We start from the raw sequence: 26,195 nt of genomic DNA on the forward strand, positions 1-26,195 counted from the left end.
CCCGGCGCACCCCGGGTCCGGGCCGGCTCGGTCCCCCGCGCCGGCTCGGTCCCTCCTTCAGGCCCCGGCCGCCAGCAGACCCGCCACGCGGCGGGCCGTGGCCGCGTCCCGGGCCGCGGTGAACGGCAGGGTGTTGCCGCCCGTGATGCGGAAGGGCTCGCCGGCCAGGGTGAGGTGGGCGCCGCCCGCCTCCTCGACCAGCAGGAGGCCGGCCGCGTGGTCCCACGCCGCTTCCCAGCTGAAGGCGACCGCGTCCAAGTGGCCCCGGGCGATGGCGAGGTACTCCAGCCCGGCCGAGCCGCAGGCACGCGGGGACACCCCGTCGGTCCAGAGGCCGAGCAGGGCCCGCTTCTGGTCCTCGGTGGTGTAGTCCGGGTGGGAGGTGGCTATGCCGAGGTCGCGCCCGGGGTCGGGTGCCCCGGCACGCAGCGGCTCACCGTCGAGTGTGGCCCCCTTGCCGCGGATCGCCACGGCGAGCTGGTCGAGCGCGGGCGCGTACGTCCAGGAGCCGAGCAGGACCCCGCCCCGGGCGAGGGCGATCAGGGTGCAGAACCCGGGCTCGCCGCGCACGAACTGCCGGGTGCCGTCCACCGGGTCGACGATCCAGACCGGTGCCTGTCCCTGGAGCGCCTCGTACGACGCGGGGTTGGCGTGCACCGCCTCCTCGCCCACCACGACCGACCCGGGCAGCAGCGCGGGGAGCGCTTCCGTGAGGTATTCCTCGGCCTTGCGGTCGGCGTCGGTCACCAGGTCGTGCGGTCCGCTCTTCTGGTCGACCTCGTGCGCGGCGAGCTGCCGGAAGCGCGGCATGATCTCCGTGGCGGCGGCCTTGCGGATCGCTTCCTCGACGTCCGAGGCGTGTCGGGCGAGAAACTCGTCGATGGTTTCGTTGTCTTCGATCATGCCTCCATGACAGCACGCGACACTGACAATCCCCACCCGTTCGGTGTATTCGGCATGGAATCGCCCTGAATTCCCGGTACCGACCGGAGTCCCCCGGAAGCGGGAGGACTCGCCCCGGCTCAGCGCCCGACCGCATACCCCTGCATGCCGCGCGGGTTCGCCGCCGCCGACAGCACCCCGGTCTCCGGGTCGCGTGCGACCGCGCACAGCCGGCCCTCGGACCAGGGCTCGCCGACGACGACGGCATGGCCGCGCCGGCGCAGTTCCCCGACGACCTCCGGAGGCGTCCGGGACTCGACGGTGACGCTGCCGGGGCGCATGCCGCGCGGGTAGAACGAGCCGGGGAAGCTGTCGTTGTGCCAGTTCGGGGCGTCGATCGCGCCCTGGAGGTCGAGGCCGCCGCGCACGTGCGGACGGAGGGCGACGGCGAGGAAGAAGTGCAGCTGCCACTGGTCCTGCTGGTCGCCGCCGGGCGTGCCGAAGGCCATGACGGGCACGCCGTCGCGCAGCGCGAGCGACGGGGTGAGCGTGGTGCGCGGGCGACGGCCCGGTGTGAGGGAATTGGGCAGGCCCTCGTCCAGCCAGGTCATCTGCAGCCGGGTGCCGAGCGGGAAGCCCAGTTCGGGCACCACCGGGTTGGACTGCAGCCAGCCGCCGCTGGGCGTGGCCGCGACCATGTTGCCCCAGCGGTCGACGACGTCGAGGTGGCAGGTGTCGCCCCGGGTGGCGCCGTCCGCCGCGACCTCCGGTTCCCCCGGCACCGGCGACCGGGGACTCTTGGCCACGGTTGGCTCGCCGACGCCCCCGAGCCCGCCGGCGACCGTGGGCTCGCCCACGCCCAGCGCGTTGAAGCCCGGCTCCTCGGTGGTCACGACGCGCGCGTGCGCGCTCAGTCGCGGGGTGCGGCCGCCCGGGGCGCCCGGCAGCAGGTCGTACGACGCCGTGTCGCCGACGAGCGCCCGCCGCGCGGCGTTGTACTCGTCGGACAGCAGCTCGGCGAGCGGCACCGCCGCCGCGTCCCCGTACCAGGCCTCCCGGTCCGCCATGGCGAGCTTGCAGCCCTCGACGAGGAGGTGCACGTACTCGGCGGACCCGTACGGGGGCAGGTCGCGCGGCAGCAGGGCGAGTTGCTGGAGGAGGACCGGGCCCTGGCTCCAGGGGCCCGCCTTGCACAGGGTCCAGCCGTTCCAGTCGTACGTCGCGGGCGCCTCGTAGGTCGCGGACCAGGCGGCCAGGTCGGCCAGGGTGAGCGTGCCGGTGTGCCGTTCGCCGCTGGTGTCGAGGGTGGGCCGGCCGGCCTGGCGGACGAGGGCCTCGGCGACGAAGCCGGAGCGCCAGACCGCGCGTGCCGCCTCGATCCGGGCCTCCCGGCCCCCGGCCCCCTCGACCTCGGCGAGCAGCCGCCGCCAGGTCGCGGCCAGGGCGGGGTTGCGGAAGAGTTCGCCGGGCCGGGGCGCCCGCCCGTCCGGCAGGTACACCTCCGCCGACGACAGCCACTCCTTCTCGAAGAGGTCCCGTACGGACTCGACGGTCGCCGCCACGTTCTCCACGGGCGCGTGTCCGTCCTCGGCGTACCCGATGGCGTACTTCAGGACGTCGGCGAGGTCCTTGGTGCCGTGGTCGCGCAGAAGGAGCATCCACGCGTCGAAGGCGCCCGGCACGGCGGCGGCCAGCGGGCCGGTGCCGGGGACGAGTTCGAGGCCGAGCCCCCGGTAGTGCGCGGCGGACGCCCCGGCGGGTGCCACGCCCTGTCCGCACAGCACCCGGACCTCGCCGTCGGCCGGGGCGAGGAGGATGGGCACCTCGCCCGCCGGACCGTTGAGGTGGGGTTCGACGACATGCAGGACGAAGCCCGCCGCCACGGCCGCGTCGAACGCGTTGCCGCCGTCCTCCAGCACGGCCATCGCCGACTGCGAGGCGAGCCAGTGCGTGGAGGACACCATGCCGAAGGTCCCCTGGAGCGTCGGTCGAGTGGTGAACACGGGCGGACTCCTCACTGCGCGACGGGCGTTCGGTGATCGTACGCAGCGCGCGGCACACCGCGTCTCAGCCGAGGCCGCCCTCCAGGTCTTCTCCCGGCCTCCGCCCCACGGTCAGCACATGTCCGCTCGCCCCCAGCAGCGACGGCTCCGCCTCGATGCGCCGGGTCGCCGCCAGTACGGCCTCCCGGCGCTCCGGGTCGTCCAGCCACTCCTCCACCCCGCCCATCAGCCAGGCGACGCCCTCGACGCCGTACTGCCCGTCGGGCGCGAGGCCGGCCTCGGCGAACTCGCCCGGCACGTCCCCGGGATCGGCGAAGTAGGCGGTGGTGAAGTCGGGGTCGGCCGGCGAGTACCGGTGCCTGCCGTGGTCCGACACGGCGTCGGTGCGCTCGCGGCGCTCCGGGATGAAGTAGTTCCCCTGCCTGAGGCTGTCGTTGAGGCCTGCGAAGCGGTTGATCGTGGCCGCGACCACCACACCGCCGGGCCGCACCGCGCGCCGGGCCTCGGCCAACGCCCGCACCCGGTCAGGGCGTTCGGGCAGGTGGTAGAGCGGACCGAGGAGCAGCACGACGTCGTGGGCGGCGTCCGCGGCGGGCAGCGCGCGGGCGTCCCCGAGCCGGGCGGTGACCCCGGGCAGCCGCGCGGACCGTTCCACGTGCATCGGAACGGGGTCGACGACCTCGACCCGGTGTCCGTCCCCGGCGAGCCACTCGGCGTGGATCCCCGTACCTCCGCCGACGTCGAGCACGCGCGCGGGAGCGACGGGCAGCAGTCGGCGGAGGAGGTCCTGGGTGCGCCAGAACTCCAGCCGACCGGCGCCCTGCCGGAGGCGGGTGAGCTCCCCTCCGCGCTCGTAGTACGCGAGGATCTCCTCGGGCAGGGACGGGAGTTGCCGCTCGGTGTCGTACGGGGACCGGCTCATGCGGCCAGGGTGCTGATCGGCACGGCGGACTCGCAACCGGTTAAGAACCGGGGGCGAATTTCGTCCAGGCCGTCGTGCCGAGGCGGCCCGTGTTGCCGAGGTCGAGGCCGCCGTCGGGGGTGAGGACCTCGGCGGGGCGGCCGGGGAGCGGGGCGATGCGCAGCGTGGGGGCGTTCACGGCCGGTACGTCCGCCTCGGTGACCGTGTTGCGCCAGACCAGTGTGGTCCCGGCGGACTCACCCGGTTTCAGGGTGACTTGGTGCGCACCGAGGTCGGGCACCCCCGTGGTGACGTCCTGGGGCCCCTGGAGAACACGTACGTCGTCGTAGGGCTCGCCGTCCGCGTCGAGCAGCTGGATCGACGGGTACCCCTTGACCGTGTACGTCTTCTCACCGCAGTTGGTGAGGGTGACGCCCATCGCCCGCAGCCCCATCGCCGCGTCCACGAGGCCGGGCAGCATGCGCACCCCGGAGCTCGGGCAGGCGGCCGTCGTGTCGGGCGAGGTGCCCTCCGTCGGATCCGCTCCCAACTCGGCCTCGGGCGCCTCGGGCGGCATCGAGAGACCCGGTCCTCCGGGGGTGTCCGTCCCCGCCGACGAGGCCGCCGCCGGGGGCCCTGCGCGGTCCGGGTCGCGCTCGCGGTCGAGTTCCTCGGAGAGTCCGCAGCCACCGACGGCCAGGGTCAGCGCCACCACCACGAACGCGCGGGAGGCCGTACGGCCGCGTATCGGGATCATGGTCCGATCCTGACACGGACGGGGGTGCGGAGGCCGCGAATCCGCGCGGGACACCGTGACTCCGCACGCGCCGGACGCTGTCACCGGCTATGCACGGAGCGAGTTCGCACTTTCGTCCCACAGGCAGTCGTGTGACACTGGCGTACCCCACCGCCCGGCGGTACCACCGCCTCGACCCCGAGAAGTGCGCTGTGCGTGATCTCCCTCTGCCGCTCGCCCTCACCGCGCGACTGATGCCGGTCGCCGTACTCGCCGTCGCGGGCTGGGCGTTGTCGTCCGGTCCGCTGTCCGCGAGCCCGGCCGGGGAGGACACCGCGCGGGACACGGCGTCGGGGCCCGTCTCGACCGACGCGTCCGCGCCGTCGACGGCGACGGTGACCAAGACGTACGAGAAGGCGCCCTCGCCCTGCTCCGGCGTCACGAAGAAAACGGTCACCTCACTTGTTCCCGGGGCGAAGACGGCCGGCAAGGAGATCGCGTCGACCAACGAGTCCGTACGCCGCACCTGCTCGTGGAACGCGCTCAAGGGCTTCGACTACCGCTGGCTGGACATCTCGTACGAGATCCAGCAATCGGACGACAAGGCCGAAAGCGCCTACAGGACGCGCACCACGGAGAAGAGCGGCGGCGGCGCCGTGCCCGGTCTCGGCGACGAGGCGTACTCCGTGGTGAACCTCACCACGGAGGACAAGCAGCAGACCCGTGAGGGTGTGGTGTACGTCCGGATGTCCAACGCCCTGGTGGTCGTCACCTACAACGGCAGCGACTTCGAGTCGCGCAAGGCGCCCGGCACGGACGAGATCAACAAGGGTGCCATCAAGGCGGCGAAGGAGGCGGCGGCCGTGCTGGAGGACTCCCAGTAGGGCGTCTCCCCCGGCGTCGGCCGCCGCCGCGAACACGGGCCCGTCAGACGGACACCCGCTCCTCGTCGGTCCGGACCTTCTCCCGCTCACCGGCCATCAGCACCACGTACAGCAGCATCGACGCGCCCAGGCCCACCGCCCAGCCGTAGTCGGCGAGCGGCTTGAGGAACGGGATCAGGCCGTCGTGCGGGAACGGCCCCGAGGAGACGCCGTCCTCGGAGACGGTCGAGTACGAGCCGCCGACCGCGAGCACACCGCCGACCACGAAGGCCGCTATCGCCCGCCAGTTCCAGCCGTTGGAGTACCAGTAGCGTCCGCCCGGCGTGTACAGGTCCGCAAGGTGCAGGACGGTACGGCGGACGATCCAGTAGTCGGCGATGAGGATGCCGGCGACGGTGCCGAGCAGACCGCCGACCACGCCGAGCCAGGTGAAGATGTAGAACTCGGGCGTGGAGATCAGCTTCCACGGGAAGATCAGGACGCCGACGACACCCGTGATGAGCGCGCCCGTACGGAAGTTGATGAGCTTCGGGGCGAGGTTCGCCAGGTCGTACGCCGGTGAGACCACGTTGGCCGCGATGTTCACGGAGACGGTGGCGACGAGCACGGTGATCAGCGCGAAGAGGAGCCCGAAGACGTTGTCGGCCTTGGCGGCCAGCGTGACCGGGTCCCAGATGGCCTCGCCGTAGACGACCTCGGAGCCGGAGGTGACCAGGACGGCGAGGATCGCGAAGAGCGTCATCGTGGTGGGCAGGCCGAGGGACTGGCCCCAGGTCTGCGCCTTCTGACTGGCGCCGAAACGGGTGAAGTCAGGGATGTTCAGGGACAAAGTGGCCCAGAAGCCGATCATTCCCATCAACGAGGGGAAGAAGACCGGCCAGAAGTCGGGGCCCCAGCCGAGCTTGGAGGGCTGGTCGAGCAGCGCGCCGAAGCCGTCGGCCTTGACCGCGATCCAGACCAGCAGCACGAACGCGCCGACGATCACGAACGGCGCGGCCCAGTTCTCGAAGTGCCGCAGGAAGTCCATGCCGCGGTAGATGATCGCTATCTGCAGCGCCCAGAAGAGGATGAAGCAGAGCCACAGGGGCCACGGGTTGCCCGCGATCTTCCCCGCGCTCTCCCACTCACCGCCGGTGAGCTTGGAGCCGAGCACGAATATCCCGGAGCCGCCGATCCAGGTCTGGATGCCGAACCAGCCGCAGGCCACGGCGGCCCGGATCATCGCCGGGATGTTGGCGCCGCGCAGACCGAAGGAGGCGCGGGCCAGCACCGGGAAGGGGATGCCGTACTTGGGCCCGGCGTGCCCGGTGGCCAGCATCGGCAGCAGCACGATGACGTTGGCCAGGGCAATGGTGAAGACGGCCTGCTTCCAGTCCATGCCGAGGGCGACCAGGCCGGAGGCCAGGGTCCAGCTGGGGATGCAGTGGGCCATGGAGATCCACAGCGCCGCGAAGTTGTACGTCGTCCACTTGCGCTCGGAGACGGGTACGGGGCGCAGGTCCTCGTTGGCGAAGGGGCTCTCGGCGGGGAAGGCCCCGGGCGCCAGTTCGATCCGGCCGGAGGGATCGGCGGACTGGGCTGTCGGCGACCCCGGGGGTGCTATGTCGGTCATGGGCAGGCCAATCAGGGGAGGCGGGACGGGAAGAAAGGCCGTGCGGAGGCCTTGGGCCCTGCCCTCCCGGAACGGCGGAAGGGCAGGAGACAAGGTGTGGGGGGTCTGGGGGGTGGTGGAGGAGTGGATCGGAGCGGTTGATTCCGGTTGTTGGGGTGGCCGGATTCTTGCAGTCGGCGGGGCCTTCCCGGAGGCCGGGTCGGCCTTTGACCGTAGGGGAGCCGGGTCTAGCCGTTGACCGCCGGGATGACCGTCGAGCCGTAGGTGTCGATCACCCTCTCCTGCGCGTCGTGCATGTCGTAGACGGCGAACTGGTCCACGCCGAGCGCCCTCAGCGCGTTCAGCTTCTCGATGTGCATGGCGGGGGTGCCGATGACGCAGAAGCGGTCCACGATCTCGTCGGGCACGAACTGGGTGTCCGGATTGTCGGCGCGGCCGTGGTGGGAGTAGTCGTACCCCTCGCGCGCCTTGATGTAGTCCGTCAGCTCCTCCGGTACGGCCGCGGAGTGTTCGCCGTACTTGGACACCAGGTCGGCGACGTGGTTGCCGACCATCCCGCCGAACCAGCGGCACTGATCGCGGGCGTGGGCCAGCGCCTCGGGCGAGTCGTCCTCGGTGACGTACGCGGGCGCGGCCACGCAGATCTTCACCTCGGACGGGTCGCGCCCGGCGGCGACGGCCGCGTCCTTGACCGCCTTGACCATGTACTCGGTGAGGTAGAGGTCGGAGAGCTGGAGGATGAAGCCGTCGGCCTCCTCACCGGTCATCTTCAGGGCCTTGGGGCCGTACGCGGCCATCCAGACCGGGAGTTCGGCGCCCTCCTTGATCCAGGGGAAGCTGATGACCGTACCGCCGAGGTCTGCCTCTCCCCCGCTGCCAAGCGACCGGATGACCTTCATCGCCTCGCTGATCCGGGCCAGGGTGTTGGGCTTGCGGCCCGCGACCCGCATCGCCGAGTCGCCGCGGCCGATGCCGCAGACCGTGCGGTTGCCGAACATGTCGTTGAGCGTGGCGAAGGTCGAGGCGGTGACCTCCCAGGTGCGGGTGCCCGGGTTGGTGACCATCGGGCCGACCGTCAGTTTCGTGGTGCTGGACAGGATCTGGCTGTAGATGACGAACGGCTCCTGCCACAGCACGGCGGAGTCGAAGGTCCAGCCGTACGTGAAGCCGTTGTCCTCGGCGCGCTTCATCAGCTCGATGACGCGCGAGGCCGGCGGGTCGGTCTGCAGGACGAGTCCGAAGTCCATCTGCTCCACTCCTAGTTGAGGTACTGACAGGTGGAGCGGGGGGTGTAGGCGCCGTGCCCGGCATGCCCGGTGTACTCCCGCTCGGTGATGACGAGTTCGCCGCGCGAGAGGACCGTCTCGACCCGGCCGGTGGTGCGCTTGCCCTCGTACGCCGAGTAGTCGACGTTCATGTGGTGGGTCTCGACGGACATGACCTGCTCGGCGTGCGGGTCGTAGATGACGATGTCGGCGTCCGCGCCCGGCGCGATCGTGCCCTTCTTCGGGTACATGCCGAACATCCGGGCCGGGGTCGCGCAGGCGATCTCGATCCAGCGGCGGCGCGAGATGTGCCCCTCGACGACCGCCTGGTGCAGCAGGTCCATCCGGTTCTCGACGCCCGGGAGCCCGTTGGGGATCTTGGAGAAGTCGCCACGGCCGAGTTCCTTCTGCCCGACGAAGCAGAAGGGGCAGTGGTCCGTGGAGACCACCTGGAGGTCGTTGGTGCGCAGGCCCTGCCAGAGCTTGGCCTGGTGCTCGCGCGGCCGCAGGGGCGTGCTGCACACGTACTTGGAGCCCTCGAAGTCCGGCTCCGCGAGGTTGTCCGTGGACAGGAACAGATACTGCGGGCAGGTCTCGCCGAAGACGTTGAGCCCCTCGTCCCGTGCGCGGGCCAGCTCGGCGACTGCCTCCATCGCCGAGACGTGCACGACGTACAGGGGGGCGCCCGCGACCTGGGCGAGCTTGATGGCGCGGTGGGTGGCCTCGGCCTCCAACAGGGCCTTGCGGACCTCCCCGTGGTAGCGGGGGTCGGTCTCGCCGCGGGCCAGGGCCTGTTCGACCAGCACGTCGATCGCGATGCCGTTCTCCGCGTGCATCATGATCAGGCCGCCGTTCTCGGCGGAGCGCTGCATGGCGCGCAGGATCTGGCCGTCGTCGCTGTAGAAGACGCCCGGGTAGGCCATGAACTGCTTGAAGGAGGTGACGCCCTCCTGCACCAGCAGGTCCATCTCCTTGAGCGTGTCCTGGTTCACGTCCGACACGATCATGTGGAAGCCGTAGTCGATCGCGCAGTTGCCCTCCGCCTTGGCGTGCCAGGCGTCGAGGCCCTCGCGCAGGGTGTGGCCGACGCTCTGCACGGCGAAGTCGACGATCGTCGTCGTACCGCCCCAGGCGGCGGCCCGGGTGCCGGTCTCGAAGGTGTCGGAGGCGAAGGTGCCGCCGAAGGGGAGTTCCATGTGGGTGTGGGCGTCGACGCCGCCGGGGATGACGTACTTCCCCGTGGCGTCGAGGGTGCGGTCGGCGGTCCAGGCCTCCGCGGCGGATGTGCCGCCGGCGGCGAGGGCGGCGACTCGACCGTCCTCGATCAGGACATCGGCGTGGATCTCGTCCGAGGCTGTGATGACGAGACCGCCGCGGATGACTGTACGGCCGCTCATTCGGTCACGCTCCGTTCGGTTGTCGGGAAAGTGCCGGTCGTCTGGGGCTGGTCGCGCGCACACGGCGGAAGCCGCATATCAGGCGATGCCCCGCGCCCGTGGAGGGCCCCGGCGGGGCCATCAGGGGCGCGGGTCATGCACGGTTACGGCGCCGTCAGCGGGCCGTACGCGTCCGGGCGGCGGTCGCGGAAGAACTGCCAGCGGTCGCGGACCTCGCGGAGCTTGGCCAGGTCCAGGTCGCGGACGACGAGTTCGGTCTCCTTGTCGCTGGCCACCTCGCCGACGAACTGGGCCTCGGGGTCCACGAAGTAGGAGGTGCCGTAGAAGTCGTTGTCGCCGAGTTCCTCGACACCCACCCGGTTGATGGCGCCGATGAAGTACTCGTTGGCGACGGCCGACGCCGGCTGCTCCAGCTGCCAGAGGTAGCGGGACAGGCCGCGCGAGGTGGCCGACGGGTTGAAGACGATCTCGGCGCCGCCGAGGCCCAGCGCACGCCAGCCCTCCGGGAAGTGCCGGTCGTAGCAGATGTAGACGCCGATCTTCCCCACGGCGGTGTCGAAGACCGGCCAGCCGGCGTTGCCCGGGCGGAAGTAGAACTTCTCCCAGAATCCGGGGACTTGCGGGATGTGGTGCTTGCGGTACTTGCCGAGGTACTTGCCGTCCGCGTCGATCACGGCGGCGGTGTTGTAGAGGACCCCCGGCTGCTCCTCCTCGTACATCGGCAGCACGAGGACCAGGCCGAGTTCCTTGGCGAGCGCCTGGAAGCGCTTGACGATCGGGCCGTCGGGGATGGCCTCCGCGTACTCGTAGAACGCCTTGTCCTGAACCTGGCAGAAGTAGGGCCCGTAGAACAGCTCCTGGAAGCACATGACCTGCGCGCCCTGGGCCGCCGCGTCGCGGGCCGCCTGCTCGTGGACCTGGATCATCGACTCCTTGTCGCCGGTCCAGGCCGTCTGGAAGATGGCTGCGCGGATGACTCTGCTCATCGGGACCTCCGGTCACTCGGTGTGCTGGGGCGGGCGTCGGAAGTGCCGTCGTCCGCCCGAAGGGCGGGCCCTGCGGCGTCCGGTGCGTGCTCTCGGCGTGCCGGGCGCAAGACCTCGTACTGGATGTACTTGGGCTTGTGCCCGGTGCGGCGAGAGTGCGTGCCGGGCGTCGCGGGGCAGACGGAACTTCCGACGCCCGCCCCAGGAGAGTAGGAAGTCCGGGAAGCCGGTTTGAGTTGCACGGTGTCACGTCTGCGGGCCTTCTCCGTTCCACCGTGTCACCTCTTCGTGGGCGCATGTTTCACCGCTGTTTTCGCAGGTCCCGGCATGTTTCAGCCCTGTTGCGCGTCGTGCGCGAGGAGGGCGATGTGGACGGAGGCGGCCTGTTCGAAGTCGTCGAGGTCCACACCGAGGCGGGCCTCTATGGCTTCCAGCCGGCGGTACAGCGCGGGCCGGCTGACGTGGTGCAGCTGGGCGGTGTGCGACTTGTTCCGGCCGGTCGCCAGATAGGTCCGCAGCACGGGCAGCAGATCCTGTTCGGCGTGTCCGTCGCCGCACAGCAGCCCGTCCAACTCCCGCTCGGCGAAGGCCTGGACGTGCGGGTCGTCGCGCAGCAGCCGGATCAGGCCGCGCAGGTGGACGTCGCGCAGACGTACGACGAGGGGGAGGTCCAGCCCGGTCGTGGCGGACTGGGCGACGGCGTCCGCCACGTGACGTGCCTCCCGCAGCCCGCCCGGCACGTCCTCCCACGTGGTGCGCGCCTCGGCGGCGGCCACGACGGTCCGGCCCACCCCCGACTCGGACCGCAGCCGCGTCGCGAAGTGCGCGGTGAGCGCGGCCGCGTCCTGGTCCCGGGCCAGGCTGAGGAGCACGGCGGTGGCCCCCTCCGCGAGTTCGGCGACCAGCCCGGGGAGCCCCAACATCCGCAACACGCGGTCGAGTTGGGCCGGGTCACCGTCGGGTACGACGAGCGGCACGAAGGTACGGCGATTGACGGGCAGTCCTGCCGCCCGCGCCCTGGGCAGCAGTTGCCGGGCCGGTACGACCCCGGAGACGAGGTCCGTCAGCAGGCTCTGCGCGGACTGTTCCTCCCAGGAGTGCGCCGCGCCGCCGAGCATCCGGTGCAGAACGAGCGCCTCGGCGGCCCGGTCGGCGAGCAGCCGGCCGGTGGCGATGTCGCCCCGGTAGCCGCACAGCACGATCTGGCCCCAGCGTTCCCCGCGCCCTCCCAGCTCGGCCCGGACCCAGCCGTCGCCCTGGGTGCCGCCCGCCTGGCGGGAGATGCGTTCCCAGTCGCGCAGCACGTCGTCGACGGCCGACCGCTCCCCCGCCGTGGCGAGGACCCGGTGGGCGAGGTTGGTGACGACGAGCGGACAGCCCGCGTGCTGGGCGATCTCGTCGAGCAGCCGTTGCAGCGGGGCACCCGCGGTGATGAGCCCGGTCAGGGTGGTGCGGACGGCCTCGGACAGGCTCACGGCCGCGAACTTCCGCCGGACGAGCCGGGACTGGACCTCCTCGGTCAGGTCGGCGAAGGGGAACGGCCGGTGCAGCACGACCATGGGCAGACCGCACCGCTCCGCCACCCGCCGCATCACGTCGGGCGGCGTCGGGAAGGCCCGCCCGAGGCCGAGGACCACCGCGGCGGCCTCGGACCGGTACAGCGAGCGGATGTACTCGGCCTGCGCGTCCTCGTCGCCGGCGAGCAGGACCCCGGTGGTGAGGACCATCTCGCCGCCGCTGAGCATCACGCCGACGTCGGGCGCCTCGGCCACGTGGACCCAGCGCACGGGCCGGTCGAGCTGACCGGCCCCGGCCACCACCTCGGGCTCTCCGGCGAGGACCCGGTCCAGGGCGAGGACCTGGCGTACCGACAGGGCGGGTTCCGGAGCGGTGGCCGAGATGGTGGTCATGGCGGAGTTCCTCAGATCTGTTCCTCTGGTGCTACTGGATGCTCCTCAGAGCCCGTTCGAGGGCGTCGGCGCCCTCCTCGGCCTCGGCGACGGTGAGCGACAGCGGGGGCGCGATGCGCAGCGCGCTGGTGTTGTGCCCGCCGCCCTTGCCGATCAGCAGGCCCTCCCGGCGGGCGGCCTCCAGGACGGCGGACGCGGCCTCGGGGTTGGCCTCGTCGGTGCCGGGCTTCACCAGCTCGATGCCGATCATGAGGCCCCGGCCGCGTACCTCCTTGACCGCCGGGATCTGCGCGGTGATCGCCCGCAGCCGCTCGATGAGCAGCCCGCCGACGCGGCGTGCGTTGCCCTGGAGGTCGTGCTCGACCAGGTAGTTCAGGTTGGCGAGGCCGGCGGCCATGGTGATCTGGGTGCCGCCGAAGGTCGAGATCGAGTTGCTGTCCAGGCAGTTCATGACCTCGGACCGGGCGACGACACCGCCGATGGACATGCCGTTGCCGATGCCCTTGGCGAAGGTCAGGATGTCCGGCGGCCCGTTCTGGCCGTGCGCCTGCCAGCCCCAGAAGTTGTCGCCGGTGCGGCCCCAGCCGGTCTGCACCTCGTCGGCGATCCACAGCACGCCGTGCCGCTGCAGCACCTCGCGGAAGGCCGCGTACAGGCCGTCCGGCGGTGAGGTGAAGCCGCCGACACCCTGGATCGGTTCGGCGATCAACGCGGCCGGCGGGCGGCCGTGGCCGAGCAGGTCCTCCAGGTCGGCGACGCAGGCGGTGATGAAGTCGGCGTCGCTCAGGTCGGCGTACGGTCCGCGGGTGCGGACGCCGCCGTGCACGTACAGCGTCTGCAGCGGGGACAGCGAGGTCGGGGACCAGCCCTTGTTGCCGGTGATGGCGACCGCGCTGAAGGAGCGGCCGTGGTAGCTGTTGCGCATCGCCAGGATCTGGTTGCTGCCGCGGTAGGTCGTGGCCAGCATCAGGGCGGTGTCGTTGGCCTCGGTGCCGGAGGTGGTGAAGAAGACGCGGGCGTCCGGGATGCCGGACATCTGCGCGATCCGCTCGGCGAGTTCGACCATCGGCCGGTTGAGGTAGAGCGTCGAGGAGTGGATGATCCGCCCGGCCTGCTCGCTCACCGCCTTGGTGACCTCGGGCAGGGCGTGCGCCGTCATCGTGGTGAGGATGCCGCCGAAGAAGTCGAGGTACTTGGTGCCGGCGGCGTCCCAGACGTGGCGCCCCTCGCCGTGGGTGATCTCCAGCGGGTCCGCGTAGTAGAGCGCGAGCCAGTCGGGCAGTACGGCCTTGTGGCGTCCGAGCAGTTCGTCGGTCACGGCTGCACCACTCCTTTCACTGCTGTACGGGTTCTGCGGGTGTCACGGCTGTACGTGCCCACGTCAGGGCTGTACGAGTCCTTCGTACGCGTCGGGCCGGCGGTCCCGGTAGAACGCCCACTGCTGTCGTACGTCCTCGATGAGGTCGAAGTCGAGGTCCCGGACGACGAGTTCCTCGCTCTGGTCGCTCGCGACCTCGCCCACGAACTTGCCGCGCGGGTCCACGAAGTAGGAGGTGCCGTAGAAGTCGTTGTCCCCGTACTCCTCCCGCCCGACGCGGTTGATCGCGGCGACGAAGTACTCGTTGGCGACGGCCGCGGCCGGCTGTTCCAGCTGCCAGAGATGGGCGGAGAGGCCGCGGTGGGTGGCCGACGGGTTGTAGACGAGCTGGGCGCCGTTCAGACCGAGCTGGCGCCAGCCCTCCGGGAAGTGGCGGTCGTAGCAGATGTAGACGCCCACCTTGCCGACGGCCGTCTCGAAGACCGGCCAGCCGAGGTTCCCGGGCTTGAAGTAGTACTTCTCCCAGAACCCCTTGACCTGGGGGATGTGATGCTTGCGGTACTTGCCGAGGTAGGTGCCGTCGGCGTCGACGACCGCCGCGGTGTTGTAGTAGAACCCGGACTGCTCGACCTCGAAGACGGGGACGACGATCACCATGCCGGTCTCGCGGGCCAGCTCCCGCATCCGGGTCACGGTGGGGCCGTCGGGCACGGGTTCCGCCCAGGCGTAGTGCTCCGGTTCCTGGACCTGGCAGAAGTAGGGCGCGTTGAAGACTTCCTGGAAGCCGATCACCTTCGCGCCCTGCCGGGCCGCCTCGCGGGCGTGCTCGATGTGCTTGTCGACCATGGACGCGGTGTCTCCGGTCCAGGTCGCCTGGACCAGGGCGGCGCGTACGACGTTGGCCATGTCAGCTGCTCCTTCGACAGGGACGTCAGAGAGCCTCTACGCCCGTAGAAGCAGGCCGTAGAGGCTTGAAACTAAGCCCCGTCGACGGGCTGGGCAAGACCATCGTCGTCAACCGGCCGAGTCGATCACGTTTCGCACTCCAGTGGGTGATTACACCTGCGTTTCACGCCTGGAACGGGCCGCACCGGCGACGGCCGGGCCGGGCTGCGGGCTGGTGGGGCGGGGGTGTCGGGCGGGGTCAGGTGAGGCCCTGGACTCGGAGGGCGTGGGTGACGTCTCGGTGGCGTTCCTTCGAGACGCCGCGCGCCGCCGCCAGGACGAGGGGTGCGAGTCGCCCGGGATGGGCCTCCACGCTCCGCGCCGCCTCCTCCGGCGTACGCACGCGCACATAGACGTCGAGCAGCGCACGCGCCTCCCGATCACGCCCCTGCGCGACGAAGCCGAGCACCGCCTCGCCGATCTCCTCGGCGGGCCGCGTGACGCCCTGCCGCAGCATCTGCTCCCCGTCCGCGGCGCGACCGACCGCGTTCAGGGCGTCCGCGACCTCGACCAGCCGGTCGGCGGGCAACGACCCGGCCTCCCACAGCAGGGTCGCCCAGTCGGCGTCCAGCCCCGCGCGGTGCAACTCGGCCGCGAGCAGCGGGAAACGGGCGGCGGGCCAGTGCGCGACCTCCACGAGGAGGGCGTGCGCCTCCCCGCTGCGGCCCTCCCGTCGCAACCGCACCAGCCGGTAGACGGTTTCGGCGACCTCCTGCCGCGCCTCGTCGTCCAGCGCCTGACGCGCCTGTGGCTGCTCCGGTGCCACCGCCTCGGCCGGCTCCGCGACCCCGGCGTACCGGGCACCCCGGGGAGCCCGCCCCTTGCCGCCCCCGCTCGGCGCGGCCTTGGGCTCGGCCGCTGCCGGAGCTTCCTCGACCTCCACCGCCCCGGCGAAACGGGCACCCCCTCGGGGACGGCGCTTGGCACGCTGCTTGGTCGGCGCGGGTGCGGGTTCGGGGGACTCCGGGGCGGTGGGTTCCGCGGCGTGGTCCCGGGGGCCGGGGTCGGATTCGGGGGTTGGGGTGGGTGTGGGTGTGGCAGCGGGGGTCGACACGGGGCGACGGTCGTCCGCCCGGTATCCCGTCTCCGGTACGCGGCGGACGTCCCCGACGGCATGCTCCTCGACGCGCGCCGCGCCCCGCACGGGGTGGTGCGGGGCGCGGCGGTCGACGTCCTCGATGCGGGTGCGCAGTTCCGCGCAGCGGGCACTGGCGCGTTCGTGGTCGTTGTGGGCCCAGGCCAGGTCCAGGCGGAGGGAGTCGGCCTCCTCCTGGCTGGTGGCCGCCTGGAGCCTGCGGGTCAGGTCGGCGGTACGGTCGGCGGCGTAACGCTGTTCGCGGAGCATGACATTGAGCCGGTCGCCGAGGGCGTCACGGCCACCGGGCCGGGAGTCGTACGCGGCGAGCGAGGCACGGTGCAACGCGCGGGCCCGCTGGGTCTCCTGGGCAGCCGCGGCGGGCCCGTAGGCGATGTCGAGGTCGTGCATCAGCGCTTCCACGACGTCCCAGGGCGGTACTTCCAGACCGTCCAGGCAGGCGCGCATGCCCTCGGGATCCCGCTGCCAGAAGACTGCGCACCAACCGGTGCCCTGGTCGAGCTTGGACATCAGCTTGTTCAGGTATCCCGCGAACTCCCGCACCTGACCCGGGAGTTGATCCACAGCCATCGCATACTCCCCGGCCGACTGGAGTGCTCCGGTCCGCAAGAAAACACCAGTTGTGTTACAGACGGGCTACGTAAAGTTTTCGGAGCGGACGCAGTGTGCTGTGCGCGCCACCCCGGTGGCCGTGCGTGAGGGAGTCCAGCCAGAACCGGCGAACAACTTCGGCCAGGGCGGCGGTCCACCTCAGGCCACCGCCGCCGTCGGCGCCTCGACGGCCGGCCCGCACCGCGTCACGAGGTCGTCCATGGACAGACCCAGCGCGCGGGCGAGGGCGGCGATCGTGAAGAAGGCCGGAGTGGGGGCACGGCCGGTCTCGATCTTCCGGAGGGTCTCTGCGGAGATGCCCGCGCCGGCGGCGATCTCCGCCATGCTGCGGCTGCCACGGGCCTCACGCAGCAACCGGCCGAGTCGTTCGCCGCGTTCGCGCTCTTCGGGGGTGAGAGGGGTGCGCACCATGACCCCATTCTAATACCGATCCCCTCCGGCGGACCGGTATTAGAATTGGACGCCGATCGGTATAGTAATTGGCATGGTGGAACTGAAGACGGATGCGTCGATCGAAGAGATGTACGAGACGGGGCAGGTCGTGGGGCAAGCGCTCACGGCCGTGCGGGACGCCGCCGACGTGGGGGTCTCCCTGCTCGAACTGGACGAGCTGGCCCACGAGGTGCTGCGGAAGGCGGGCGCCACCTCCCCCTTCCTGGGCTACCACCCCTCCTTCGCGCCCACACCCTTCCCCGCGGTGCTCTGCACCTCCGTGAACGACGCGATCGTGCACGGCATCCCCACGGCGTACCGGCTGCGCGACGGTGACCTCGTGTCCCTCGACTTCGGCGCGCAACTGGGCGGCTGGGCCGGGGACTCGGCGCTCAGCTTCGTCGTGGGCACGCCGCGCACGGCCGACCTGCGGCTCGTCGCGACGGCCGAGCGCGCCCTCGCGGCGGGTATCGAGGCGGCCGTCGTGGGCAACCGCATCGGCGACATCGCGCACGCGATCGGCACCGTCTGCCGGGCCGCCGGATACGGCATCCCCGACGGGTTCGGCGGGCACGGCATCGGACGCAGGATGCACGAGGACCCGGGGGTGCCGAACGAGGGGCGCCCCGGGCGCGGGATGAAGCTGCGGCACGGGATGGTCCTGGCGATCGAGCCGATGGTGATCGGCGGGGGCACGGACGGGTACCACGCGGCCCCGGACGGCTGGACGTTGCGCACGAACGACGGTTCCCGGGCGGCGCACGCGGAGCACACGGTGGCGATCACGGAGGCGGGGCCGCGGGTGCTGACCGCGCGGTGACCGTTGTTCCGGAGCGCCGTTGCCCGGCCGGCGATCGGGCGACCACCCGCGCGTGGGGCTTCTCGCGCAGTTCCCCGCGCCCCTGAAAAGCCGGGGCCGCCCCCGTGCTTTTCAAGCCCGCGCGTCCCCTGGTATCCAGGCCCGCACGTCCGCCGTCTTCCAGGCCCGCAGGGCCTGGTCTCGAGGGTCGCGGGGAACTGCGCGACCAGCCCCCACTCACCCGCGGCCACCACTGAACCGAAACCCCCCTCGCCCCCGGTGTATCCCCCCGACACACGGGAACCCGGCGGCGAATGAACAGCGGATTCCCGGGGCCGGAGCGCTACGGTCCGGACCCCTTCACTGAGTTCTTCGCCCGTTTCTTCGGCGGCCCGCGCCCGCAGCGGATCGAGATCGGCCGGCTGATGAGCGGCCAGGCCCGCCGGCTGGTGGCCGACGCGGCGGCCTACGCGGCGCGCCACGGCAGCACCGACCTGGACACCCAGCATCTGCTGCGCGCAGCGCTGACCGCCGAACCGACCCGAAGTCTGGTGGCCCGCGCGGGCGCCGACCCCGACGCGCTGGCCGACGCGATCGACGAGCGGTCGGGCCCCGAGCGGCACAAACCCGGCCAGGGGCCCGCACCCGCCTCGCTCGCGCTGACCCCGGCGGTCAAGCGGGCGCTGCTGGACGCGCACGAGCTGGCCCGGGTCACCGGCTCCGGCCACATCGGCCCCGAACACGTCCTCAGCGCCCTCGCCGCCAACCCGGACTCGGCCGCCGGTCACATCCTCGGCGCCGCGCACCTGTCGGCCGGCGCGCTGCCGCCGGACCCGGCGGACCCGTCGGCACCGACGCCGCCCGTGGGCCTCCCCCTGTCCGGGTTCCCGCGCTCCGACCTGCCGCGCCGCTCCGGCAGCGCCACGCCGACCCTCGACAAGTACGGCCGTGACCTGACCGACCTCGCTCTCCAGGGCCGTATCGACCCGGTCATCGGACGGGAGGCGGAGATCGAGCAGACCGTCGAGGTGCTCTCCCGGCGCGGCAAGAACAACCCGGTGCTGATCGGTGAGGCGGGCGTCGGCAAGACCGCGATCGTGGAGGGGCTGGCCCAGCGCATCGCCGACGGGGACGTGCCCGATGTGCTGGCCGGGCGCCGTGTGGTCGCCCTGGATCTGTCCGGTGTGGTCGCCGGGACCCGTTACCGGGGCGACTTCGAGGAGCGGCTCACCGGCATCGTCGACGAGATCCGCGCGCACTCCGCCGAACTGGTCGTCTTCATCGACGAGTTGCACACCGTCGTGGGCGCCGGCTCCGGCGAGGGCAGCGCGATGGACGCGGGCAACATCCTCAAACCGGCCCTGGCGCGCGGCGAGCTGAACATCGTCGGGGCGACGACGCTGGAGGAGTACCGGCGGATCGAGCGCGACGCGGCGCTGGCCCGCCGGTTCCAGCCGGTGCTGGTCCCGGAGCCGGACAGCGGTGACGCCCTGGAGATCCTGCGGGGGCTGCGCGACCGGTACGAGGCCCACCACCAGGTCCGCTACACCGACGAGGCGCTGGCGGCCGCCGTTGAGTTGTCCCACCGGTATCTCACCGACCGGCGGCTGCCCGACAAGGCCATCGACCTGATGGACCAGGCCGGGGCCCGGGTCCGGCTGCGGGCGCGGACGAAGGGCACGGACGTACGGGCCCTGGAGCGGGAGATCGAGCAGCTGACCCGGGACAAGGACCAGGCGGTCACCGGTGAGCGGTACGAACAGGCGACACGGTTGCGGGACCGGATCGGGGAGCTGCGGCAGCGGATCGACGCGGGGCGCGACGAGGCGCGGGCCGACGACGGGCAGAGCCTGGAGATCGGTGCCGAGGACATCGCCGAGGTCGTCTCCCGGCAGACCGGCATCCCCGTCAGCAGCCTCACCCAGGAGGAACGGGAACGGCTGCTGGGGCTCGCGGAGCGGCTGCGCCGACGGGTCGTCGGACAGGACGAGGCGGTGGCCGTGGTGGCGGACGCCGTGCTGCGTTCACGCGCCGGGCTCGCCAGTCCCGAACGGCCGATCGGCAGTTTCCTGTTCCTGGGCCCGACCGGCGTCGGCAAGACGGAGCTGGCCCGCGCGCTCGCGGAGGCCCTCTTCGGCAGCGAGGACCGGATGGTCCGGCTCGACATGAGCGAGTACCAGGAACGGCACACGGTCAGCCGCCTGGTGGGCGCCCCGCCCGGTTATGTCGGTCACGAGGAGGCCGGTCAGCTGACCGAGACCGTACGACGCCACCCGTACTCGCTGCTGTTGCTGGACGAGGTGGAGAAGGCCCACCCGGACGTCTTCAACCTGCTGCTCCAGGTCCTCGACGACGGCCGGCTCACCGACTCCCAGGGCCGCACGGTCGACTTCACCAACGCGGTGGTCGTCATGACGAGCAATCTGGGCTCGGACGCCATCGGCCGGAGCGGGGCGGGGCTCGGTTTCTCGGCGGGCGGCGCCGAGGCGGACGAGGAGGACCGGCGGGAGCGGATCCTGCGGCCGCTCCGGGAGCACTTCCGGCCCGAATTCCTCAACCGCATCGACGAGATCGTCGTCTTCCGCCGGCTCGGCGACGACCAACTGCGGCGGATCACCGATCTGTTGCTGGAGGGGACGCGGCTGCGGCTGCGCGCGCGGGGCGTCACGATCGACTTCGGCGAGCAGGCCGTCGACCATCTCGCCCGCCACGGCCACCAGCCCGAGTACGGCGCCCGGCCGCTGCGCCGCACGATCCAGCGGGAGGTCGACAACCCGCTGTCCCGGCTGCTGCTCGACGGGCGGCTGCCGTCCGGCAGCCGGGTGGTGGCGGAGGTGGAGGACGGGCGGCTGGCGTTCCGTACGACGCCGCCGCCCGTCTCCGAGGGCGCTACCTGACGGGGTGCACGACCATCGCCGCGCCGCCCCCGCGCCGTACGGTCTCCGCGGCGGCCAGCCACTTGCCGTTCGGCAGACGTTGGACGGCGGTGGCCGCGCCGATCTCCGGGTTCTGCCGGAAGCCGTGTCCGATCGCTTCGAGCTCGGTCTTCAACGGGCTGTTCCACAGGCCCGGTTCGAGTTCGGTGGTGGTCTGGTTGCGCTGGCTGGCGCGCGGCGCGGCGATCGCGTCGACCAGCGGCAGACCCCGGTCGAGGAAGCCGGTCAGGGTCTGCAGCACGGTCGTGATGATGGTCGCGCCGCCGGGCGAGCCGAGTGCCACGACGGGCTTGCCGTGCCGGTCGAGCACGATCGTCGGTGACATCGACGAACGCGGCCGCTTGCCCGGTCCCGGCAGGTTGGGGTCGTGCACGGCCGGGTTCGCCGGGGTGAAGGAGAAGTCCGTCAGCTCGTTGTTGAGCAGGAAGCCCCGGCCGGGCACGGTGATGCCGCTGCCGCCGGTCTGCTCGATGGTCAGCGTGTAGGAGACGACGTTGCCCCACTTGTCGGCGACCGTGAGATGGGTCGTGCTGTCGCCCTCGTACGTCGTCGGCGCGGCCGTGCCGCCGGTCGCGCAGGGCGCCGGGTTGCGCGGGTCGCCCGGGGCGACGGGGCTGGTGAGCACCGCGTCGTCCTTGATCAGGCACTCGCGGGAGTCGGCGAACCGCTGCGAGAGCAGTTCCCTCGTCGGTACGTCCTCGAAGGCGGGGTCGCCGACCCAGCGGCCCCGGTCGGCGAACGCGATCCGGCTCGCCTCGATGTAACGGTGCAGGTACTGGACGTCGCTCACCTTGGAGAGGTCGGTCCGCTCCAGGATGTTGAGCGCCTCGGCGACCGTCGTGCCGCCGGAGGAGGAGGGCGCCATGCCGTACACGCCGAGGCCGCGGTACGACGTCTTCGTGGGCGCTTGGCGCTTGGCGCGGTACTGGGCGAGGTCGGCCCTCGTCAGGTCGCCGGGGCGGGCGTTGTAGCCCGAAGCCGGGTCCACCGGAGGCTTGTTGACCGTGTCGACGATGTCCTGCGCGAGGTCGCCCCGGTAGAGCGCGCCGACGCCCTTGCGGCCCAACTCGGCGTAGGTGCGGGCCAGATCGGGGTTCTTGAGGGTCGAGCCGACCACCGGGAGGCTGCCGCCGGGGAGGTAGAGGTCGACCGTGGCCGGGAAGTTGCGGAACCGGGCCTCGTTGGAGGCGGTCTGGGCGCGGAAGGTCTCGTCGACCACGAACCCGTCGCGCGCCAGTTTCTCGGCGGGCTCGAGCAGCTTGTCGAGGGGCTTGCTGCCCCAGCTCTTCAGCGCGGTCCCCCAGGTGGCGGGGGTACCGGGGGTGCCGACGCTCAGCCCGCTGGTGACGGCCTGCGCGAACGGGATCGGCTGCCCGTTCTCCAGGAAGAGGTCCTCACCGGCGCTGAGCGGCGCGGTCTCGCGGCCGTCGACGGTGTGCACCGTACGGGACTTGGCGTCGTAGTAGACGAAGTAGCCGCCTCCGCCGATGCCCGCCGAGTAGGGCTCGGTGACGCCGAGGGCGGCGGCCGTGGCGATCGCGGCGTCCACCGCGTTGCCGCCCTTGCGGAGCACCTCGATGCCGGCGGCGGAGGCGTCCGGGTCGACGCTGGAGACGGCGCCGCCGTAACCGACGGCGACCGGGGTCTTCGAGGGGGTGTTCGTCGCCGCTGAGGTCGGCGGGGCCGCCCCCACCGACATCACGGCGGACGTCGCCGCCAGTACAGCCAGTTTCCGCGCGACAGGGCGACGCAGACGCATCCGTACCTCCAGTCAAGGACCGTCCGCGCAGACTAACGCGGGTGCCATGGCCCCGTCAGCGGCCTGTCGGCCATCCGGCGGCCTGGCCGCACACCTGCAACACGCACCGGACCGGACCCCGGTACGGGTCGGTGGACCGGGAGCGGAACGAGAAATCGGACACGGATTCGGGCACCGTTCGGCGGCGCCCGCTACCATGCGCGGCCATGAATGACGACGTGCGCAATATCGTCCTCGGCCTGATCGCGGCCGGGCTCAGTGCCTCCCTGGGCTGGTTCTTCCGGACGTACCTGTGGAAGCGGAAGCTCCGCCGCAAGCAGGCGTTCTTCGGGTTGCCGGCGAACTCGGAGTCCCTGCTGGTGGTCAACCGGGATCCGTCCAGTGCGGACCTGGCGGTCCACCGCTTCGACGTGTTCGCGCTGCTGGAGCTCTCCGCGCTGATCAAGGACTGCGGCTCGCACGCCCAGATCATCACCCAGGACGCGGCCCAGCAGGGGTTCGGCGAGCGCACCGAGTTCTGCGTGGGAGGCCCCGTATCCAACCGCCGGATGGCAGCGCACATAGGGGCGATGCTGCCCGGCGTCACCTTCAACAGCGATCCGGAGCCCGGCCCGCACCGGGCGGCCTTCCAGATCGGCACCGAGCAGTACCGCCTGGACCCCGGCATCACCGAGCATGTGCTCCTGGCCCGGCTCACCACCGGCCAGCCGGACCAGGCACGGCCGGTCTTCCTCTTCTGCGGCCAGCGCGCCATCACCAACCAGGCCGCCACGCGCTATCTCGCCCGCAACCACGAGCGTCTGCACCGCAAGTACGGCACGGGCACCTTCGTGCTCCTCCTGAAGGTCGTCAACTCCCAGGCGTACGGCGCCGATGTGGTCGAGCTCGTCGCGGACGTCACCCGGGCGGCCCAGACCCCGGCGCCCGCGCCGTCCGCCCCCGCCCAGATCTCCCACCGCGCCTCATAGTTCACCGCCGAACGTTACCGTCACGTAACTTACCGAGGAGTTACTTCCGGTAAGGGTGTCCGGTTACCGTCGGGTCACTTTGCACTGACACGAGTGAGGAGCGACCCGTGAGACACCCGCACGGCACCACATCGCGTACGACCAGGGCGCTGCGGACGAGCGCCGTGGGCGCCGTCTCGGCCACCCTGGTCGCCGGCACGGCTCTCGGTCTCGCCCCCGCCGCCCAGGCGGCGTCCGGCGCCACCGCGGCCCCCACCACCCGCTTCGTCGACATCCAGGGTGAGGGCGGGACCGTCCTCAAGGCCAATGTCGTGGCCCCGGCGGACGCCTCCCGCACGTACCCGCTCCTGGTGCTGCCCACGAGCTGGGGCCTGCCCCAGGTCGAATACCTGGCCCAGGCCCGCAAGCTGGCCGACGCGGGGTACGTCGTGGTCAGTTACAACGTGCGCGGCTTCTGGGAATCCGGCGGATACATAGAGGTCGCCGGGCCGCCCGACACGGCCGACGCCTCCAAGGTGATCGACTGGGCGCTCGCCAACACCCCGGCCGACGCGGCGCACATCGGCATGGCGGGGCTGTCGTACGGGGCGGGCATCAGTCTCCTCGCCGCCGCGCACGACGAGCGCGTCAAGGCGGTCGTCGCGCTGAGCGGCTGGGCGGACCTGATCGACTCGATCTACGGCGGGCGCACCCAGCACGTCCAGGCGTCCGCCCTGCTCGACGGCGCCGGACGGATCACCGGCCGACAGAGCCCCGAACTCCAGCAGATCTTCAAGGACCTCTACGCCTCCAACCTCGCCAAGGAAGGAGACATGATCGCCTGGGGGAAGAAACGTTCCCCCGAGACCTATGTGGACCGGCTCAACACCCACGGCACGGCCGTCATGCTCGCCAACGCCTGGGGCGACTCGATCTTCCCACCCAACCAGTACGCCGACTTCTACGAGAAGCTCACCGGCCCGAAGCGACTGGAGTTGCGGCCGGGCGACCACGCCACCACCGAGATGACCGGTCTGTTCGGGCTCCCCAACGACGTGTGGACGGACACCCGGCGCTGGTTCGACCGCTATCTCAAGGGCACCGCCAACGGCATCGACCGCGAGCGGCCCGTCCGGCTCAAGTCCCGTACGGGCGGCGCCTTCGAGGGCTACCCGGACTGGAAGTCGGTCACCGCCACCCGCAAGAAGATCGCCCTGGCGAGCGGCACCACGATCCGCGCGAACGTCGACTCGGGCGCCAACGGCGGGGTCGTCTTCCTCTCCAGCATCCTGGACCAGGTGGCCCAACTCCCGCCCATGGCGTCGATACCGCTGCTGCCGCGCCGCTGGGCGGCCGTGTGGCAGTCGGAGAAGTACCCGACCGCGCAGGCCGTGCGCGGCACCGCGAAGCTGCACACCACGGTGACGGCCACCGAGGAGAGCGGCACCCTCGTCGCATACCTGTACGACGTGGGGCCGCTCGGCCTCGGCAAGCTGGTCAGCCACGCGCCGTACACCTTCCACGGCGAGACGCCCGGCAAGCCGTTCGGCGTGGACCTGGAGTTGCTCTCCACGGCCTACGACGTTCCGGCGGGCCACCGTCTCGCCCTGGTCGTCGACACGGTCGACCCGCTCTACATCGAGCACAACCCGACCGGCGCGCAGCTGACCTTCTCCTCGCCGCCGAACGACCCGTCGTACGTGTCGATCCCGCTGCGCGAGCAGTGATCTCCGGCTGCCGCCGGGCGGGCCTGGCCCCTGGCTGCTGCGCGCCCGGCAACAGCGTCCCTGTTCGGCCGGGGGTGGCGTCCACGGCCTCGCTCACCCCAAGTGGATGAACCGCTCATCGTAGTCGAGGCCCGCGCCCGGTCCAGCGCCGGTGGTCAGTGCTTGAGGATCTTGGAGAGAAAGTCCTTGGCGCGGTCGCTCTCCGGGTTCGTGAAGAACGCGTCCGGAGAGCGGTCCTCGACGATGCGGCCGTCCGCCATGAAGACCACCCGGTTGGCGGCCGAGCGGGCGAAACCCATCTCATGGGTGACGACGACCATGGTCATGCCCTCTCGCGCCAACTGCTGCATCACTTCGAGGACTTCGTTGATCATCTCCGGGTCGAGGGCCGAGGTGGGCTCGTCGAACAGGATGACCTTGGGGTCCATGGCGAGGGCGCGGGCGATGGCGACCCGCTGCTGCTGTCCGCCGGAGAGCTGGGCCGGGTACTTCGGCGCCTGGTCGGCCAGACCGACCCGGTCCAGGAGTTCGCGCGAGCGCCGGTCCGCCTCCTCCTTCTTCCGTTTGCGGACCTTGATCTGACCGAGCGACACATTCTGCAGGACCGTCTTGTGCGCGAAGAGGTTGAAGGACTGGAAGACCATGCCCACGTCCGCGCGGAGCGCCGCGAGGGCCTTGCCCTCGCTCGGCAGCGGCTGCCCGTCGATCCGGATCATGCCGGAGCGGATGGGCTCCAGCCGGTTGATCGCCCTGCACAGCGTCGATTTCCCCGATCCCGACGGGCCGATGACGACGACCACCTCCCCCTTGCCGACGGTGAGGTCGATGTCCTGGAGGACATGCAGCTCCCCGAAGTACTTGTTCACGTCGTGCATCTCGATCAGCGGATCGACCGCCATGCCCTGCCCGCCCTACTCGCCCTCGACCTGTGGTGTCGCAGGTGCCGCAAACTATCCGGACGAAGGAGACCTCAAGACGCGACACGCACTCGCGGGGATTAGCCGTATTGTCGGCCACCGTCCGCGTGTCGGTCACTGTCCGCTCGCCG

The 26,195-nt window shown here is 71.5% G+C and carries 20 protein-coding genes; 5 read left to right on the forward strand and 15 right to left on the reverse strand.

The window, feature by feature from the left end; translation table 11 throughout:
• Positions 1-57: 57 nt before the first annotated feature.
• From ACZ9QC_RS07235 to ACZ9QC_RS07250, 4 genes are all read right to left on the reverse strand, one after another.
• Complete coding sequence (locus ACZ9QC_RS07235) at positions 58-903, reverse strand: inositol monophosphatase family protein (protein WP_472919364.1); 846 nt, start codon at positions 901-903, stop codon at positions 58-60.
• Positions 904-1,022: 119 nt separating this feature from the next.
• Positions 1,023-2,885: a gamma-glutamyltransferase family protein gene (locus ACZ9QC_RS07240; RefSeq protein WP_472919365.1), complete on the reverse strand. Its 1,863-nt coding sequence runs from the start codon at positions 2,883-2,885 to the stop codon at positions 1,023-1,025.
• A gap of 64 nt (positions 2,886-2,949) precedes the next feature.
• Entirely contained in the window at positions 2,950-3,807 is an 858-nt protein-coding gene (locus tag ACZ9QC_RS07245; RefSeq protein ID WP_472919366.1) for a class I SAM-dependent methyltransferase, read from the reverse strand.
• Between the two features lie 40 nt (positions 3,808-3,847).
• Positions 3,848-4,543: a DUF4232 domain-containing protein gene (locus ACZ9QC_RS07250; RefSeq protein WP_472919367.1), complete on the reverse strand. Its 696-nt coding sequence runs from the start codon at positions 4,541-4,543 to the stop codon at positions 3,848-3,850.
• Between the two features lie 191 nt (positions 4,544-4,734).
• Between ACZ9QC_RS07250 and ACZ9QC_RS07255 the strand changes: the two genes are divergently transcribed.
• Positions 4,735-5,406, forward strand: a complete 672-nt coding sequence (locus ACZ9QC_RS07255; protein ID WP_472919368.1) for a hypothetical protein — start codon at positions 4,735-4,737, stop codon at positions 5,404-5,406.
• Positions 5,407-5,449: 43 nt separating this feature from the next.
• Here the strand turns inward: ACZ9QC_RS07255 and ACZ9QC_RS07260 are convergent, their stop codons facing one another.
• From ACZ9QC_RS07260 to ACZ9QC_RS07300, 9 genes are all read right to left on the reverse strand, one after another.
• Positions 5,450-7,018 carry an NCS1 family nucleobase:cation symporter-1 gene (locus tag ACZ9QC_RS07260; protein ID WP_472919369.1) on the reverse strand — a complete coding sequence of 523 codons (1,569 nt, stop codon included), beginning with the start codon at positions 7,016-7,018 and terminating at the stop codon, positions 5,450-5,452.
• Between the two features lie 227 nt (positions 7,019-7,245).
• The gene (locus ACZ9QC_RS07265) at positions 7,246-8,265 is read right to left on the reverse strand and encodes a TIGR03842 family LLM class F420-dependent oxidoreductase (RefSeq protein ID WP_472919370.1); all 1,020 of its coding nucleotides are present in this window, start codon (positions 8,263-8,265) and stop codon (positions 7,246-7,248) included.
• Between the two features lie 11 nt (positions 8,266-8,276).
• The gene (gene hydA, locus ACZ9QC_RS07270) at positions 8,277-9,680 is read right to left on the reverse strand and encodes a dihydropyrimidinase (RefSeq protein ID WP_472919371.1); all 1,404 of its coding nucleotides are present in this window, start codon (positions 9,678-9,680) and stop codon (positions 8,277-8,279) included.
• Between the two features lie 143 nt (positions 9,681-9,823).
• Positions 9,824-10,666 carry a nitrilase-related carbon-nitrogen hydrolase gene (locus ACZ9QC_RS07275; RefSeq protein WP_230213592.1) on the reverse strand — a complete coding sequence of 281 codons (843 nt, stop codon included), beginning with the start codon at positions 10,664-10,666 and terminating at the stop codon, positions 9,824-9,826.
• 332 nt (positions 10,667-10,998) lie between these two features.
• Positions 10,999-12,576 carry a PucR family transcriptional regulator gene (locus ACZ9QC_RS07280; RefSeq protein ID WP_472919372.1) on the reverse strand — a complete coding sequence of 526 codons (1,578 nt, stop codon included), beginning with the start codon at positions 12,574-12,576 and terminating at the stop codon, positions 10,999-11,001.
• Positions 12,577-12,607: 31 nt separating this feature from the next.
• Positions 12,608-13,894 carry an aspartate aminotransferase family protein gene (locus tag ACZ9QC_RS07285; RefSeq protein ID WP_472919373.1) on the reverse strand — a complete coding sequence of 429 codons (1,287 nt, stop codon included), beginning with the start codon at positions 13,892-13,894 and terminating at the stop codon, positions 12,608-12,610.
• Positions 13,895-13,957: 63 nt separating this feature from the next.
• Positions 13,958-14,800, reverse strand: coding sequence for a nitrilase-related carbon-nitrogen hydrolase (locus ACZ9QC_RS07290; protein WP_472919374.1), 843 nt, complete (start codon positions 14,798-14,800; stop codon positions 13,958-13,960).
• Between the two features lie 238 nt (positions 14,801-15,038).
• A complete protein-coding gene (locus ACZ9QC_RS07295; RefSeq protein WP_472919375.1) occupies positions 15,039-16,505 on the reverse strand; it encodes a hypothetical protein in 1,467 nt (488 codons plus the stop codon).
• 180 nt (positions 16,506-16,685) lie between these two features.
• Positions 16,686-16,958, reverse strand: a complete 273-nt coding sequence (locus ACZ9QC_RS07300) for a helix-turn-helix domain-containing protein (protein WP_472919376.1) — start codon at positions 16,956-16,958, stop codon at positions 16,686-16,688.
• A 73-nt stretch (positions 16,959-17,031) separates the two neighbouring features.
• Between ACZ9QC_RS07300 and map the strand changes: the two genes are divergently transcribed.
• Entirely contained in the window at positions 17,032-17,799 is a 768-nt protein-coding gene (gene map / locus ACZ9QC_RS07305) for a type I methionyl aminopeptidase (RefSeq protein WP_472919377.1), read from the forward strand.
• Between the two features lie 293 nt (positions 17,800-18,092).
• On the forward strand, positions 18,093-20,675 hold the full coding sequence (locus ACZ9QC_RS07310; protein ID WP_472919378.1) for an ATP-dependent Clp protease ATP-binding subunit: 2,583 nt from the start codon (positions 18,093-18,095) through the stop codon (positions 20,673-20,675).
• On the opposite strand, the gene ggt is transcribed toward ACZ9QC_RS07310, so the two are convergent.
• Positions 20,668-22,473, reverse strand: coding sequence for a gamma-glutamyltransferase (gene ggt / locus ACZ9QC_RS07315; protein ID WP_472919379.1), 1,806 nt, complete (start codon positions 22,471-22,473; stop codon positions 20,668-20,670). The genes ACZ9QC_RS07310 and ggt overlap by 8 nt on opposite strands.
• A 206-nt stretch (positions 22,474-22,679) precedes the next feature.
• Here ggt and ACZ9QC_RS07320 point away from each other — a divergent pair, with 206 nt between their 5' ends.
• Positions 22,680-23,441 (forward strand): hypothetical protein, encoded by a 762-nt coding sequence (locus ACZ9QC_RS07320; RefSeq protein ID WP_472919380.1) that lies wholly within the window; start codon positions 22,680-22,682, stop codon positions 23,439-23,441.
• A 107-nt stretch (positions 23,442-23,548) separates the two neighbouring features.
• Positions 23,549-25,147, forward strand: a complete 1,599-nt coding sequence (locus ACZ9QC_RS07325; RefSeq protein ID WP_472919381.1) for a CocE/NonD family hydrolase — start codon at positions 23,549-23,551, stop codon at positions 25,145-25,147.
• A gap of 155 nt (positions 25,148-25,302) precedes the next feature.
• On the opposite strand, the gene ACZ9QC_RS07330 is transcribed toward ACZ9QC_RS07325, so the two are convergent.
• Entirely contained in the window at positions 25,303-26,046 is a 744-nt protein-coding gene (locus ACZ9QC_RS07330) for an amino acid ABC transporter ATP-binding protein (RefSeq protein WP_472919382.1), read from the reverse strand.
• Positions 26,047-26,195 lie beyond the last annotated feature (149 nt).

The sequence above is a fragment of the Streptomyces sp. HUAS MS02 genome (assembly GCF_055702265.1).